This window comes from Massilia sp. Root351 (assembly GCF_001425045.1).
GTDB lineage: Bacteria > Pseudomonadota > Gammaproteobacteria > Burkholderiales > Burkholderiaceae_D > Rugamonas.
The window spans coordinates 187,740-202,035 of record NZ_LMDJ01000004.1; the positions used below are offsets into that span (position 1 = coordinate 187,740).

General features: G+C 70.5%; 10 protein-coding genes. All 10 read right to left on the reverse strand.

Annotated elements, in window-relative coordinates; all coding sequences use genetic code 11:
• The 10 genes from ASD15_RS09015 to ASD15_RS09060 are packed head-to-tail and all read right to left on the reverse strand — an operon-like array spanning position 1 to position 14,269.
• Positions 1-1,734 carry a hypothetical protein gene (locus ASD15_RS09015; RefSeq protein WP_057154514.1) on the reverse strand — a complete coding sequence of 578 codons (1,734 nt, stop codon included), beginning with the start codon at positions 1,732-1,734 and terminating at the stop codon, positions 1-3.
• Positions 1,731-2,879, reverse strand: coding sequence for a dTDP-4-amino-4,6-dideoxygalactose transaminase (gene rffA, locus ASD15_RS09020; protein ID WP_057154515.1), 1,149 nt, complete (start codon positions 2,877-2,879; stop codon positions 1,731-1,733). Before rffA ends, ASD15_RS09015 begins: the two co-directional genes overlap by 4 nt.
• 10 nt (positions 2,880-2,889) lie before the next feature.
• Positions 2,890-3,264: an EamA family transporter gene (locus tag ASD15_RS09025; RefSeq protein WP_057154516.1), complete on the reverse strand. Its 375-nt coding sequence runs from the start codon at positions 3,262-3,264 to the stop codon at positions 2,890-2,892.
• Positions 3,261-3,941 carry a GNAT family N-acetyltransferase gene (locus ASD15_RS09030; protein ID WP_057154517.1) on the reverse strand — a complete coding sequence of 227 codons (681 nt, stop codon included), beginning with the start codon at positions 3,939-3,941 and terminating at the stop codon, positions 3,261-3,263. Before ASD15_RS09030 ends, ASD15_RS09025 begins: the two co-directional genes overlap by 4 nt.
• Positions 3,934-4,887, reverse strand: coding sequence for a glycosyltransferase family 2 protein (locus tag ASD15_RS09035; protein WP_082551690.1), 954 nt, complete (start codon positions 4,885-4,887; stop codon positions 3,934-3,936). Before ASD15_RS09035 ends, ASD15_RS09030 begins: the two co-directional genes overlap by 8 nt.
• Before the next feature lie 32 nt (positions 4,888-4,919).
• Positions 4,920-7,016 carry a hypothetical protein gene (locus ASD15_RS09040; RefSeq protein WP_057154518.1) on the reverse strand — a complete coding sequence of 699 codons (2,097 nt, stop codon included), beginning with the start codon at positions 7,014-7,016 and terminating at the stop codon, positions 4,920-4,922.
• A gap of 8 nt (positions 7,017-7,024) precedes the next feature.
• Positions 7,025-10,873, reverse strand: a complete 3,849-nt coding sequence (locus tag ASD15_RS09045) for a glycosyltransferase (RefSeq protein WP_057154519.1) — start codon at positions 10,871-10,873, stop codon at positions 7,025-7,027.
• Positions 10,873-12,252, reverse strand: a complete 1,380-nt coding sequence (locus ASD15_RS31600; protein ID WP_082551691.1) for a bifunctional 2-polyprenyl-6-hydroxyphenol methylase/3-demethylubiquinol 3-O-methyltransferase UbiG — start codon at positions 12,250-12,252, stop codon at positions 10,873-10,875. The genes ASD15_RS09045 and ASD15_RS31600 overlap by 1 nt, the downstream gene beginning before the upstream one ends.
• A complete protein-coding gene (locus ASD15_RS09055; protein WP_057154520.1) occupies positions 12,249-13,469 on the reverse strand; it encodes an ABC transporter ATP-binding protein in 1,221 nt (406 codons plus the stop codon). The genes ASD15_RS31600 and ASD15_RS09055 overlap by 4 nt, the downstream gene beginning before the upstream one ends.
• Positions 13,469-14,269 carry an ABC transporter permease gene (locus ASD15_RS09060; protein ID WP_057154521.1) on the reverse strand — a complete coding sequence of 267 codons (801 nt, stop codon included), beginning with the start codon at positions 14,267-14,269 and terminating at the stop codon, positions 13,469-13,471. Before ASD15_RS09060 ends, ASD15_RS09055 begins: the two co-directional genes overlap by 1 nt.
• Between the last annotated feature and the right edge of the window lie 27 nt (positions 14,270-14,296).

The window sequence follows — 14,296 nt, forward strand, 5'->3', positions numbered from 1 at the left end:
CTATTTCTCCAGAGTGGCCGGCGCCGGGCGTTTGCACAGCCAGGCGAAATCGGCCTCGATACAGGTGGCGGCGGCCGGGCCGCCCATCAATTGCTCCGCCTCGGCGCGCTGCGCGAAATCGTCCTTGAAGAAGACGAAGCCGGTCGCTTGCGTGCCATGGGTGGCGATTTCTGCGGCGTAATTATCGCAGGGCCGCTTGACCCGCGCCACATAGCCGGTGGACACCGTCATGTGCTGCTTGACCGCGTACAGCATGGTCGGCAGGTGGGTCAGCGTGGGCGAGGCCTTGCTGCAGCCGAACGGCGGATAGACCTGCAGCGCGCGGGTGGACGGGCCGAAGAAGCCGCGCCACACCGGCTGCGTGATGCGCTCGGTCACGCCCAGCGCCACCGTGTCGCGCACCAGGCGCTGGTGCGGACCCAGGTCCCAGATGTGCAGCACCAGCAGCGCGGCCAGCAGCGCGGCGGCGCGGCGCGGCGCCTGGTAGCGCCACAGCGTGATGACGGTAAAGGCGGTGAGCGCGTAGCCGACCGGCCAGAAGAAGCGGCCCGAGCTGCGCATGACCGAGGTCAGCTTGGCGGTCCAGGCCGGCAGGTCCAGGTGGAACAGTTCGCTCTTGCCGAGGTAGACGATGTTCGACAGCGCGTACAGCGTCATGAACAGCAGCACCCAGGCCAGCGCGCGGTGGCGCTGCCAGAAGCCGGGGTCGATGCGCGCGCGCAGGCGCAGCGCATAGATGGCCGCGCCGATCACGAACAGGCCCAGGTAGGCGAAGCCCTCGCCCTGGCCGTCGTGCGCGTACATGGCCGGGAATTTCAGCGTGCGGCCGCCGGCCAGCGGCGACAGCAGGTTCATCGAGTAGTAGCCGAAGCCCCACTCGCCGCCGCCGGCGCCGCCGCCCAGCGGCAGCATGGTGAGCGGCAGGCTGGCCGCCAGCAGCACGGCCGGCGCGGCGGCAACCATCAGGGTGCGGCGCGGAGCGCGCACCACGTCGCGCGCCAGGTCGGCCGCGAACAGCAGGCACAGCATGCAGAACAGATACAGGTTGATGTAGAACGCCGCCAGCAGCAGCGGGGTCCAGGCGCCGACGGACACGTGGCCCAGGCGGCTGCCGCGCAGGTAGGCAGCCAGGCCGAACAGCAGCAGCCAGTGCGACATCAGGCTGATGTGGTGGATACGGATCGCCAGCGGCGCGAACAGCGCCAGCAGCACCGTCATGGCCAGCAGCGGCATCCAGGCGCGCAGGCGCGCCTCGCGGCACAGCCACCAGGCGCCCACGCCCTGCAGCAGGTAGCACAGCCCGACCCAGGCCGCGAACGGGTTGCGGAACGGCGTGTCCGGGCCGTGCTGCCACAGCTTGAGCAGCACCGCGTACAGCGGCACGGCGTCCAGGAAGGTGACCAGCGTGCCCTGCGGCGCGTTGATCGATTCCAGGCGCAGCAGCGGCCAGTGCCACGGCTCGCGCACGAAGGCGTTGAAGCCGGCCAGGTACTGGCCGATGTCGTTGTCCTGCAGCTGCCAGAACTGGGTAAGGCCGCGCATGAACGGGGTCGAGAACAGCCAGTGCGCGATGGCCAGCGACAGCAGCGCGGCCAGCAGCATGGCGAACGGGCCGGACGGGCTGGTCAGCAGCGCCAGCCAGCGCGGCCGGGCGGTGCTGCCGCTGTGGCTGTGTTTACTGCTTTCACCGGCGGCGGCCGGCGCGCCGGCGGCCAGGCGCAGTCGCTGCGTCATCGCTGCGCCGGGTGCTGCCGCAGCGCCGCCTCCAGGGCCGCCACCACGCGTGGCAGTTGTGCGTCCAGGCCGACCCACAGCGGCAGGCGCAGCAGGGTTTCGGACAGGCGGTCGGTGTTCTGCAGCACGCCGTGCGCGCGGCTGAACTTGAGGCCGGCCGGCGCGCTGTGCAGCGGCACGTAGTGGAACACCGGATTGACGCCCTGCGCCTTCATGGCGTCGATCACGGCGCTGCGCTGGGCCAGCGAGTCGAGCAGGATGTAGTACATATGGGCGTTGTGCACGCAGCCTTCCGGGACCACCGGGCGGCGCAGCTGGCCGGCCGCTTCCAGCGGCGCCAGCGCGGCGTGGTAGCGGTTCCACAGGTCCATGCGGCGGCCGTTGATCGATTCGGCTTCCTCCATCTGGGCCCACAGGAAGGCCGCGATGACCTCGCCCGGCAGGTAGGACGAGCCGACGTCGACCCAGGTGTACTTGTCCACCTGGCCGCGGAAGAACTGGCTGCGGTTGGTGCCTTTTTCACGGATGATCTCGGCCCGCTCGGCCAGCGCCGGGTCGTTTACCAGCAGCGCGCCGCCTTCGCCGGCAATGATGTTCTTGGTCTCGTGGAAGGAGTAGGCGCCCATGTGGCCGATGCTGCCCAGCGGGCGGCCCTTGTAGGTCGACAGGATGCCCTGCGCCGCATCCTCCACCACGATCAGCTTGTGGCGGCGCGCGATGTCCATGATGGTGTCCATCTCGCAGGCCACGCCGGCGTAGTGCACCGGCAGGATGACCTTGGTGCGCGCGGTGATGGCGGCCTCGATCTTGGTCTCGTCGATGTTCAGCGTGTCCGGGCGGATGTCGACGAACACCGGCACCGCGCCGCGCAGCACGAAGGCGTTGGCGGTGGTGACGAAGGTATAGGACGGCATGATCACTTCGTCGCCCGGGCCGACCTCGGCCAGCAGCGCCGACATTTCCAGCGCGGCGGTGCAGGAGTGGGTCAGCAGCGCGCGGCGGGTGCCGGTGCTGCGTTCCAGCCAGCCGTGGCACAGCTTGGTGAACTGGCCGTCGCCGGACAGGTGGCCGTTGGTGTGGGCCTGGGCGATGTGCCACAGTTCGCGGCCGGTCATGAAGGGCTTGTTGAATGGAATGCTTTGCATAGTGTTCTCCTTATCCTTGGGCGGCAACCACGGTGCCGATGCAGATCAGCGCCACGCCGGCCATGCGGACCGGCGACATCGGTTCATTGAACAGCCAGGCGCTCAGGCCCAGCACGATGACGAAATTCAGGCTCATGAAAGGGTAGGCGTGGCTCAGCTGGAACTTGGTCATGGCGCCCATCCAGGAAATCGAGGCCAGGAAGGCGGCCGCGAAGGCGCTGATGATCCACGGGTTGAGCAGCAGCTTGATCATGAACATCAGCTTGTCGCCGCCGGCGGCCGGCATGGCGCCGGCCTGGCTGACCTGCATCTTGATGGCGATCTGGCCGTAGACGGTGAGCGCGATGGTCAGCGCGATGTAGAAGTAGTTGGTCAGTGAGCTCATGGCACGATCCGGTGGTAAATGTCTTGCGGGTGTTGGAAAGAAAAACCGAGCGAGGCGTACAGGTTCAGCACGGCCAGGTTGGCGGCCGAGATCGAGCTGCGCACTTCCGGCTGGCCGGCCTGGAACAGGGCTTCGGCGGCCTGGTGCCACCAGTGCTTGGCCAGGCCCTGGCCGCGGCACTCGGGCGCCACCGCGTGCAGCACCAGGGTGGCGCCATGGTAGCCGATGAAGCCGGACAGCGCGCCGTCGCGGTACAGGCCGTACACGGTGCCGGCCGCCAGCAGCTGGCGCAGCCAGTTATCGTAGCGCAGGTCGGCGCCGGCGCGCGGCAGCGCGTAGTCGCGGTGGAAGCGGCCGTGCTCGAAGGCGCCGTGGCAGATGGCCAGGGTGCGCTGCGGCTCCGGCGCCAGGGCGATGTGCAGGGTCGGCAGGCCGGCGCGCGGCGCCGGGGCGCGCAGCTGGGCCGGCGTGGCGCGCGTGCCCAGCAGCGTGTCGCAGTAGTGGAAGCCGTGCTGCTCCAGCAGCGCCTTGTCGGCCAGCGGGTCGACCTTGATGGTTTGCAGGCCGGGCGTGGCGTCGGCCAGGCGCAGCGCCTCGGGCGTGCAGGCGGCCAGCTCCCAGGCCGGCATGCCGAAGGCGGCCGCGTCGTAGGGCGCCGGCGCCAGCAGCTCAGTCATGGCGCGCCTCGGCGTTGGGCGTGGCGCGGCGCACGATGTACAGCGGGCGCTTCTTCGCTTCGTCGAAGGACTTGCCGACGTAGATGCCGATGATGCCCAGGATGCCGATGATCAGGCCGCCGATGAAGTAGAGCGACACCATCAGGCTGGCCCAGCCGGGAATGGCGGTGCCCTGGAACAGCGCCCGGCCCAGGATGAAGCCGCCGAAGCCGAACGACACGGCGGCCATGCTCAGGCCCAGCGTGGCGGCCATGCGCAGCGGCTTGTCCGAGTAGGCGATGATGGTGTCCGAGGCCAGCTTCCACAGCTTGCGGAAGGTGTAGGTGGAGCTGCCGTCGAAGCGCTCGGCGTGCTGCACCTGGATGCCGGTGGTGGGGAAACCCATCCACTGCACGTGGCCGCCGAAGAAGCGCAGCTGCTCGCGCATGCGCACGAAATTCTTCACCACCTGGCGCGACATGATGCGGAAGTTGCCGCTGTCGCCGTCGAACTTGATGTCGGCCAGGTAGCTGAACAGGCGATAGAACAGCCACGAGGTGGCGCGCTTGAGCCACGGGTCCTGGCGCGGGCCGCGCAGGGCCAGCACCACGTCGTAGCCTTCCTGGGCCTTGGCGTACAGGCGCGGGATTTCCTCCGGCGCGTCCTGCAGGTCGCAGTCCATCACCACCACCCAGTCGCCCCGGCAATGGTCCATGCCGGCCGTGATGCCGTAGTGCTGGCCGAAGTTGCGGCTGAACTGCAGGCCCACCACGCGCGGGTCGGCGGCGGCCAGGCGTTCGATCACATCCCACGACTTGTCCGGGCCGCAGTCTTCCACCAGCACGATTTCAAAGCGCGGGCTGACGGTTTCCAGCGCCGCGCGCAGGCGGCGGTACAGCTCGTCGAGCATGGTTTCGGCGCGGTACACCGGGATGACCACCGAGATCAGCGGCGTTTCTGCTTGCATGTTGAGTTCCTTCATAGTCCTGTGCCCGCCCGTCACTTGGTGGGAAGCGGCACGCGGCGCGGGTCGAGCGCCAGCAGCGCAGTGCCGCTGGTGGCCAGGCGCGCCACGCCGTTGCTGTGGATGCGCAGTTCAAGGTCGGGCGCGGGCCCGGACAGCCTGAACGGCAGCTTGATGTTGTGCGCGCCCGCCTGGCTGATGGGGGCGCTGGCCAGCACCACGCTGCCGCCGGCGGCCGCCACTTCGACCCGGCCCGCCTGCACGCCGGCGGCGGCGCCCGAGTCCAGCTCGAAGGTGGCCACGTAGTTGCCGGGATTGCTGTTGCGGCGCACGCCGTAAGTGAGCCAGCCCGTTTCGCCCGGCTGCGCCAGCAGGCGCGCACCGGCCGGGTCGAACTGGCCGATATGGTGGCCGGTGGCGGCGCTGGCCGGGAAGCGCAGCGGCACCGGCTGCGCGTAGTCCCACAGCGGCAGGCGCGACGCGATATTGAACGGATACACCAGCACCTGGCGCTCGTTGTACTGCAGGCGGCGCTCCGGCTCGCCCAGCAGCTGCGCCATGCGCGGCCAGTCGATGGCCTTCATCTGTTCCGGCGTCAGCAGCAGGAAGGTCGGGCCGCTCCAGTAGCTGGCCTGGTACCAGCGGTCCGAGGACAGGTGGCGCACCGGTTGCGGCAGGCCGTCGCTGACGGCGATCTGGCGCAGCCGCACGCGCTGCCTGCCCAGCAGGGTGGTGTTGCCGGCCACCCAGAATTCGCCGTAGCCGTACTGCAGGCCGTGGCTGACCAGGAAGTCGCTCAGGTGGGAATCGCTGCGCGGCGCCTGCGCGCGCTTGAACAGCTTGCCCGGGCCGGGCGCGTTCTGCACGCGGTAGGCTTGTACCGCGCTCAGCGCCAGCACGGACAGGGCGGCCACGCCGGCCAGGCGCGGCGCGCTGCGCCAGCTGCACTCGTCCACGGCGATCCCGCCCAGCAGCATGATCAGGCACAGCAGCGCGGGCACCAGGTAGCGCACCGAAGCCTGCGGGTCGGCCATGTCGGGCAGCGAGGTGGCCAGCATCATGAACAGCGGCACGGCGGCCGAGGCCAGCGTGAAGACACCGAAGAACAGGCGGCCGCGGTGGCGCGGCGCGTGTGCGCGCAGCGAGCGGCGCAGCGCCCACGGCAGCAGCGCCAGCACGGTGGCGGCGGCGGCCAGGCGCAAGGCGGCCCAGACGCCGGCCGCGTTGATCACCGGCTTGCCGGCCGGCGGCTTGCCGCCCAGTACGCTGAGCAGCCCTTCCAGCGTGCCGGCCAGGTTGCGCCCCATCTCGTCGAAGCGCAGCCAGGTGGCCGGCGCCAGGCCGCTGTTGCCGACCAGGTTCATGTAGTGGTTGTGCAGCAGGGTGCCGGTCACCAGCGCCGCCGCCAGCAGCGCCAGCAGCAGGGTGTTCTGGCGCTGCGGCGACACGCCGGCGGTGCTGAACACGTGCGCCTCGGGGCGGCTGGGCTGCAGGCGCATGGCCAGCGTGGCCAGCGCCAGCGGCAGGCCGTAGTACACCAGCGCGCGCTGCGGGTTGGACCAGAACAGCAGCAGCAGCAGCAGGCCGGCGCCGGCGCCCCAGCCCCAGCGCGCCGCGCCGCGCGCGTGCAGGAAGCGCCACGAGGCGCAGCACAACAGGCAAACCTGGGCGAACAACAGGCCGTAGGCGGCCTGGCCGTACAGGTTTTCGGCCATGACCACCGACATGCCGCCGCTGAACACCGCCAGCAGCAGCAGGCGCGCCATGCGCGACTGGCCCAGCAGGGCGCCGCTCCACCACACGCAGCCCAGCACCAGCACGGCGGTCACCAGGCTGGAGACGGCGTGCAGCGCGTAGGAGTTGGGCAGCACGTACAGCAGCGGCACGATGACAGTGTGGGTAAACAGCAGCCACAAGTCGCCGTTGGCGTAGTTCCAGGCGCGCGGGATCCACTGCCCGGTGTCGTGGATTTCCTGCGCCAGCAGGTTCATCACGGCCGAGTCGGAATTGGTCACCACGCGGTAGTCGAGCACCACGTAGTGCAGCAGCAGCAGCAGGTTCACCAGCAGCAGCAGGGGCAGCAGCACACGCTGCAGGGCCAGCCGGGCCGTGGCGGGGGAAAGTCTGATCATCGTCTTGTTCATGAAGCGGAAGTGGGGCCGGGCCAGCTGCGCTGCGCGGCGCTGTCGCCAACAGGCGTGGTGCGTGCTTCGCGCAGGCCTAGCACGCCCAGCAGGCGCTGCGCGTTGTCGCTCCAGGTCATCCACGGCATGCCGGCCGAGGGCGGGGCATTGCCGGCCGCGTCCAGCGCCAGCCATTGCTGCACGGCGTCGGCCAGCGCGGCCGGTTCCAGACCGCTGAAGTAATGCGCGTGCGTGCCGGCCACCTCGCGGAATACCGGCAGGTCGCGCGCGATCAGCGGCAGCGCGGCGTGGGCCGCCTCGATCAGCGGCAGGCCGAAGCCTTCGCCTTCGCTGGCCGCCAGCAGGCAGTCGCAGTGCTGGTACAGCGCCTGCAGATAAGTGTCGTCTATGCCCTTGAGCCAGAACAGGCGCTGGTCGCGCTGCGGATGGCTGTCCAGGCGGCGCACGATTTCAGGGATGGTGCGGCGCGCATGGTCCGGCAGCGGACGCCAGCCCTCGTTGCCGACGATGACCAGGTTGGCCTGTACGCCGCGCTGCCACAGCAGCTCGAACGCGGCCAGCACCTGCAGGTGGCCCTTGCGCGGCTCGATGGTGCCCACCATGAGGAAGGTGGGCTGGCCGGCCAGCCGGGCGAGCAGAGGGTACGCGGCCGCCGGTGCGGCCGCTGCGGCGCCGGTGGCCTGCTCCAGGTCGGCGCCCAGGTGCAGCGGCGCCAGCAGCAGCGGCGGTCCGCTGCGCGCCGGCGCGTGCTGCGCCAGCCAGTCGGCCATCTCGTCGGCCACGGCGGCCGAGATGCACACCAGGCGGTCGGCCTCGGCGGCGATGGCCGCCAGCCAGGCGCTGTGGTGCAGCGCCGCGCCTTCCGGGAAGAACTGCGGCTGCAGTGCCGGCAGCAGGTCGTACAGCACGAAGTTGACGGCCACGCCGCGCCGGCGCCAGTCGGCGAACAGGCCGGCGCGCGCCGCCTGCAGCACCGCGCCGGGCGCGAAGTCGGCGCCGTAGTAGCAGTCGCCCTGGCGCACGTCGGCCGGGCCGTCCGCCACGCCGGCGCTGTCCATGCCCAGCAGCGCGTGGGTGTAGCGGCGCGCGTAGCGGCAGTGCCACACGCCGCCCTCGTCGCTCAGGTAGACCGGTTCGACCCGCAAGCCGGGCACGCGCAGGCGCAGCAGCTCGATCAGCTGGCCGCGCACCACGCGTTCGATGCCGGTGCGCAGGTCGTGCCCGGCAATGGTGCTCACGTCCACCAGCAGCTGGCGCGGCGCCAGCGGGTCCGGCGCGCGCGCGATGGCGTTGGCCAGCTGCTGGAGCAGCGCCTCGTCCTGTTCCAGGCCGGGCAGGGCGGCCAGTGCGGCCAGCAGCGCCCCGCGTCCGCCGCGTTCGGCCTCGGCCACCCCGGCCAGCGCCTGCGCGTATTGCGCGGCGCAGTACTGCGGGCTGTGGCGGGTGTGCAGCAGGCTGGCCGCTGCCTGGCCCAGCGCGGCGCGCAGCGCGGCGTCGCCGTGCAGGGTCTGCAGCGCGTCGCGCAGGTCTTGCGGCGCGAAGGCGTCGGCCAGCTTGAGCACCGCCTGGTCCGGCAGCGCGGCCATGGAGCCGTTGGCGTTGACGATGGTGGGCAGGCCGTAGTTCATGCAATCCAGCACGGCGGCCGAGGTCTCGCCGCGCGACACCGAGCGCAGCTGGACGGCGGCGTCGGCGGCCTGCAGGTACTGGTGGTACACCGCGTCGTCGGTCCAGCCGGCGATGCGGATGCGCGGCCCGGCCTTGGCGATCAGCGCCGCCAGTTCCACGCCGTAGTCGCCGCCATGGTTGGCGCCCACCAGCACCAGCACGCAGCGCGGGTCGGCGTGCAGGGTGGAGGCGATCCAGGCTTGCACCAGTTCGCGCGCCAGCTTGGTCGGTGCGATGAAGCCGAAGCTGCACACCACGAAAGCGTCCTGCGCCAGGCCCAGCGCGCGGCGGGCGCCGGCCCGGTCCTGCTGCTGCGGCGCGGCGCGCGGCAGCGGCACCACGCTCCAGTTGTCGGCGGCATGGCGGCCATACCATTCGCGCGCCAGCGTCTGCGCGTGCTCGGAATGCACGATCACGCCGGTGGCGCCTTGCAGCACCGCCAGGTTGCACGGATAGTCGTACTTGGCCGCCTCGGTGCCGTCCGGCAGCTGCGCCTGTTGCAGCGCCGTGTAGCCGTGGCTGTGCGCCAGCGCGCCGAACCAGGCGTGCGGCATGGCGCCGGTCATCTGTTCGTAGGCCAGCACGCTGCTGAGGAAGAAGTCGTGCAGCACCACCACGCCCGGATGGCGTTCCAGCAGGCCGAACATGTGGCTGTGGAAGGGGCTGTTGCCGAACTGGTAGAGGATGTGCTCGTAGCGCTGCGCGTTGCGGTCGAACCATGCCACGCTGCGCTGCGGCAGCGCCGCCAGTTCCGGCGCCAGGTTGACCGCGTCCTGGTGCAGCACCAGCTCGATGTCGAACCAGGCGCTCAGCGCCGGCAGCAGCTGGGCCGCGTAGTCGGCGATGCCGGTGCGTTCCGGCGGCAGCGGCGAGACGAAGGCCAGCGTCGGCCGGCGCGCCGGCGGCGTGGGCGCGGCTGTCTGCGCCGCCGTGTTCTGCGATGCCTCGGCCAGCATGGATGCGTGGCGGGCTTCCAGCGCGCGCAGCGCGCGCTGCGCGCTGGCGTCCCACGAGAAGCGCGCCGCCTGCCGGCTGCCGTGCTCGCGCAGCCGTTGCCGCAGCGCCGGGTCTTCCAGCACGGCGGCCATGCGCGCGGCGATGGCGGCCGGCTGGCCGGCGTCGAACAGCGCTTCGGCGTTGCCGATCACTTCGGGAATGCTGGTGTTGTCGGCGCCGATCACCAGTGCGCCGCAGGCCATCGCTTCCAGCGCGGGCAGGCCGAAGCCTTCGTGCAGGGAAGGGAAGATGAACAGCGCGGCGCTGCGGTACAGGTCGATCAGTTCCTCATCGCTGACGTAGCCGGTCAGCAGCAGCTCGTCCTCGGCCAGGCCGCAGGCGCGTGCGTGGCGCAGCAGCTGGTCGCGGTCGTGCGCGCCCATCTTGCTGGCGATGAGCAGCTGGTGGCGCGCGCGCAGTGCCGGCGCGAGCAGGCTGAAGGCGGTGATCAGGCCGTCGATGTTCTTGCGCGCGTCGAAGCCGCCGGGCGCGTACATCAGCACCTCGCGCGTGATGCCGAAGCGCGCCCGCAGCGCGGCCAGCGCTTCCGGGCCCACCGTGCCGGGCGTGAACATGGGATCGACCGCCGTGGAAATCGACACCACGCGCTGCGGCGCCAGTTGCAGCGCTTCGACAGCTTCCTGGCGCGAGTAGTCGGAAATGGCCAGCAGCAGGCCGGCGCGGCGCAGCGACTCGACCTTGCGGAAGTAGTAGTCGCGCTGGGCCGGGGTCGGCAGGTAGGCGGCCGGGTTCAGCAGCGGGATCAGGTCGTACAGCACCACTGCCGTGATGGCGGCGCCGTCCAGCGCGCCCACCGAGGTGACGCTGTCGTCCACATAGCCTTCGAACAGGCTGGTCAGCAGGACCGCGTCCGGCTTCAGCCGTGCCAGCGCGTGCTCGCGCACCAGCTCGCTGGCCCGCGCGCGCAGCGCGTGCTGCGGCGCCATGGCCGCCACCGGCGCGGCCGCGTCGAACACGCAGATGCGCTCGGGCGGCACCAGGCCGGCGAAAGCCTGCCGCAGCGGGGCGATCGATTCGTGCAGCGCGCCGTTGAGCAGCAGCCACAGCTCGTGTTCGCCGGCGTTGCGCGCCATGCCCAGCGCCAGCGCCAGCGAATAGCGGCCCACGCCGCGAAACCGGCTTTCCGATTGGGCTCCCTGTAGATCGATGACGATGCGCATCAGTGTTTCCTCGCCGCTAGCGCCTGTTTGAGTTGTTGGTAAGCTTGCTGAGCGCGCGGCGGCAGTTCGCCGGCCGGCAGCTGGGCCGCCGGCGGTGCGGCCGGCGGCGGCGCTTCGTAGGCCACGCGCTGCAGCCGCGCGCGCAGCGCCGGCAGGTGGCGCAGCAGGTTCATGGCCAGGCGTTTCAGCGCGGGCCGGCGCATCACGGCGCGCATGGCGCGCAGCAGCGGGCCGTGCGCGCGGCGCCGCAAGCCGCTGCCGACGCGTCCTTCGCGCAGCGCGCCGCGTACCCGGCGGGCCTGGTGGCCGGCCCAGCGCAGCGGCGCCGTCACGCGCCACGAGCTGCTGCCGAGCAGGGCGATGATGCGTTCTTCGTTGTGCGCGCTGCGCGCGGCCAGCTGCCCCAGGCGCGCGGCCAGGTCATGGTGGGCGTGCTGCCACTCGGCGTCGCGCGCCTGCGCGGCCGCCTGCGCCGCCGCCAGCTCGCCCGCCAGCGCCTGCTGCTGCAGCGCGGTGCGCTGGATGGCGCCGGAAGCGGCGTCCAGTTGCGCCAGCAGCGAGGCGGTGGCGGCATCCTGGTTGCCGCGCAGCGCCTGCAGCGCTTCGCCGATGCGCGCCAGGTGCGCCGCCAGTTGCGTGTCGTGGCGCTGCGCCAGCATGGCCAGCGTGGCGCCGTAGGGACGGTCGAAGGCCGCCTCGAACGGCGCCAGCACCGCGTCGGCGGCGCTTTTCTGCGCCACCACCGCGTAGTCCGGGCTGACGCCTTCCAGCACCGTCAGCAAGTCCACCGGCGCGTCCGTGTGCACGCGGGCTTCCTCCTGCAGGCGCACGATCTTGCGGCGGCTGAAGCCGGCGAACTCCACCGCGAAATCGAGCAACTGCGGCGGCAGCGGGCGTTCGTGCGAGGGGTCCAGGTAGAAACTGCTGGCGCCGACGGTCAGGTTTTCCGGGTTCGGCGTTTCCAGCACCAGCAGCCCGCCCGGCATCAGCGCGCGCTGGGCCTCCACGAGGATCTCCTGCACCAGCGCGAACGGCAGGTGCTCGACCAGGTGGAAAGCCGATACCAGCGCCAGGCTGTTGTCCGGCCGGGCGCGCAGGCTGGCCAGCGCGTCGGCTTGCTCGACGGCCAGGCCGCGCTCGTGGCAGGCCGCCAGCATGCCGGCGTCCAGGTCCACGCCGCGCGCGGCGATGCCTTGCTCGGCCAGCAGCTCCAGCCATTCGCCGCGTCCGCAGCCCAGGTCCAGCGCCGGCGCCGCTTGCGCGCGCGCCAGCGCCGCCAGCGGCTGCAGGAAGCCGCCGTACGCCGCCAGGCGCTGCTTGATGGTGTCGCGCGAGCCGCGGTAGCGGTCTTCGAAGGCGCGGTAGAAGTTTCCACTCATTGCAGGATCTCCACGCGGGGTTCGAGCCAGCTCGAGCCGATAAATTCCCTGCGGTTCATATTCGTCACGATAAACAGCGCGGCCAGGTCGCGCCATTCGTAGTTGTGGGCCAGATGGGTTTCATTGGCTGTCAGCGCCGTGGTCACCGAATAGCTGCCCGGGCCCAGGTTGAGCGGGAAATGGAAGCGGTATTCCAGGGTCTGGCCCGGCACCAGGTCCAGCACCGGCATGCCCAGGTGGTGGGTGTTGGTGCCGAACACTTCGTGGCCGAGGCGGTCCTTGATCATGTAGCCGAGCACCAGGCGCGGCACCGGGGCGTGCACCGCCACGCGCACGCACAACTGCGCCGGCACGCCGACATTGAACAGCTCCTGCACCTGGTCCTGCTCGTTGCGCAAGGTCACGTCGAGCACGTGGGCCTCGCCCGTGCCGGAGGTGGTTTGCACGCGGCCTTCGGGAGCGGCCAACTGCTGCACCCGGCTGCCGTCGCGTTCGGCCAGCAGCGCGTTGTAGTAGTCCATCACTTCCTCGGGCGTGCCCTGGCGCGCCAGGCGGCCGCCGTCGAGCAGGATGGCGCGGTCGCAGATGGACTGCATGGCGGCGCGGTCGTGGCTGACGATCAGCAGCGTGGTGCCGAGCCGGCGGAATTCGCGGATGCGCTCGAAGCTCTTGTGCTGGAAATAGGCGTCGCCGACCGACAGCGCCTCGTCGACGATCAGCACGTCGGGCCGGCGCGCGGTGGCCACGCTGAAGGCCAGCCGCATCTGCATGCCGGACGAGTACACCCGCACCGGCTGGTCCATATAGTCGCCGATGCCGGCGAAGGCCTCGATCTCGGGCATCAGCGCGGTGATTTCGGGCACCGTCATGCCCAGCAGCTGGCCGGCCATGAAGGTGTTCTGGCGGCCGGTGAAGTCGGGATGGAAGCCCATGCCCAGTTCCAGCAGCGCCGCCACCCGGCCGGAGATGGTCACGCTGCCGGTGGTGGGCGTGACGGTGCCGGTGATCAGCTTGAGCAGCGTGCTCTTGCCGGCGCCGTTGACGCCGACGATGCCCACCGCTTCGCCCGGCGCCAGCGCGAAGCTGACGCCCTGGATGACCCACTTCTCGCGGTGGCGCGCGCCGCGGAACGGCAGCAGCCATTCGGCCAGGCGGCCCCAGCGGCTGTGGTACTGCTTGTAGGCTTTGCCCAGCTGATGGACGTGCAGACTGCTCATTACAGTTCGTCCACCATCTCGGCGGCGCGTTTGCGGAACAGCTGCAGTCCCAGCGCGCAGCTGAGCACGGCCAGCACCGTGATCGGCAGCAGGCTGTTCCAGTGCGGCGCCTGGCCGTTGACCAGCACGGTCTGGTAGGCCGAGATCACGCCGGCCATCGGGTTCCAGCCCACCAGGTCGCGCACCGGCTCGGGCAGCGCCGACAGCGGATAGACGATGGGGGTGAACCAGAACCAGAATTGCAGCACGATGGTAAACAGCTGGCCCACGTCGCGGAAGAACACATTGAGTACGCCCAGTATCATGCCCAGGCCGATGGCAAACAGCACCTGCAGCAGCAGCACCGGCACGATGGCCAGGAAGATCCAGCCGGGGAAGTTGCCCGACACGGCCAGGAACAGCACGAACAGGCCGAAGATGATGCCGAAGTTGATCAGCGCGTTGAGCACCACGATGAGCGGCAGGCACAGGCGCGGGAACTGCAGCTTCTTGATCAGGTTGGCGTGCTCCAGGAACACCGACTGGCTGCGGCTGGTGATCTCGGCGAACAGGCCCCAGGTCAGCACGCCGGCGCACAGGTAGATGCTGTAGGCGAACGGCGTGGCCACGCCGGGCAGGCGGCTGCCCATCACTTGCGAGAAGATCACCGTGTAGACCACGATCATGGCCAGCGGGTTGAGCACGGTCCAGGCGGCGCCGAGCAGGGAGTTGCGGTACTTGCTTTGGAATTCGCGCTTGATGCTGCCGGCCACGAAGCCGCGATAGCGCCACACTGCATTAAACATGGCGAAAGAAATCATGCGTGCGGTCCGGAGACGAAAATGGTG

Excerpts from the sequence above, each read along its gene's own strand:
- ASD15_RS09015 (WP_057154514.1), bottom strand. The coding sequence starts at position 1,734 with ATGACGCAGCGACTGCGCCTGGCCGCCGGCGCGCCGGCCGCCGCCGGT.
- rffA (WP_057154515.1), bottom strand. The coding sequence starts at position 2,879 with ATGCAAAGCATTCCATTCAACAAGCCCTTCATGACCGGCCGCGAACTG.
- ASD15_RS09025 (WP_057154516.1), bottom strand. The coding sequence starts at position 3,264 with ATGAGCTCACTGACCAACTACTTCTACATCGCGCTGACCATCGCGCTC.
- ASD15_RS09030 (WP_057154517.1), bottom strand. The coding sequence starts at position 3,941 with ATGACTGAGCTGCTGGCGCCGGCGCCCTACGACGCGGCCGCCTTCGGC.
- ASD15_RS09035 (WP_082551690.1), bottom strand. The coding sequence starts at position 4,887 with ATGCAAGCAGAAACGCCGCTGATCTCGGTGGTCATCCCGGTGTACCGC.
- ASD15_RS09040 (WP_057154518.1), bottom strand. The coding sequence starts at position 7,016 with ATGATCAGACTTTCCCCCGCCACGGCCCGGCTGGCCCTGCAGCGTGTG.
- ASD15_RS09045 (WP_057154519.1), bottom strand. The coding sequence starts at position 10,873 with ATGCGCATCGTCATCGATCTACAGGGAGCCCAATCGGAAAGCCGGTTT.
- ASD15_RS31600 (WP_082551691.1), bottom strand. The coding sequence starts at position 12,252 with ATGAGTGGAAACTTCTACCGCGCCTTCGAAGACCGCTACCGCGGCTCG.
- ASD15_RS09055 (WP_057154520.1), bottom strand. The coding sequence starts at position 13,469 with ATGAGCAGTCTGCACGTCCATCAGCTGGGCAAAGCCTACAAGCAGTAC.
- ASD15_RS09060 (WP_057154521.1), bottom strand. The coding sequence starts at position 14,269 with ATGATTTCTTTCGCCATGTTTAATGCAGTGTGGCGCTATCGCGGCTTC.